The organism is Telluria sp. AZSoR62 (assembly GCF_058111565.1).
This window is the reverse complement of the sequence record NZ_JBYTST010000332.1, coordinates 1-267: the sequence shown is the minus strand read 5'-3', so window position 1 is coordinate 267 and position 267 is coordinate 1. Positions and strand designations below refer to the sequence as shown.

The following is a 267-nucleotide window of genomic DNA, read 5'->3' as shown; positions in this document are numbered from 1 at the left end:
CGAGAGGAACACCTTTCCAGGCTGATTCTCTACAGTAAACCACTTTTCATTGTTCTCCCCATGCCCTTTTCCAGTAAAGCTCTGCTGGTATCTCATAAGGGTGGCAAGGAGCTGGGGCAGTTCCCGCATGGATACCTGAATGGCTATCTTGTCGCCCCAGTTGAATTTTCGACTCTCAATACATTCAGCGGCCTCGATACGGACGGTTGAGTGTTTGTTCCTGGTAGTGTCCCCCGAGAAGCAAGCAGCTACTTTCCATCCGTATAC

1 protein-coding gene is annotated in these 267 nt (G+C 50.2%); it reads left to right on the top strand.

What is annotated here, in order from left to right; genetic code table 11:
• Nucleotides 1-210 (top strand): hypothetical protein (locus AC3XQU_RS24020; protein ID WP_489876638.1); only part of this gene is annotated, 210 nt, incomplete at its 5' end.
• Nucleotides 211-267: the final 57 nt, after the last annotated feature.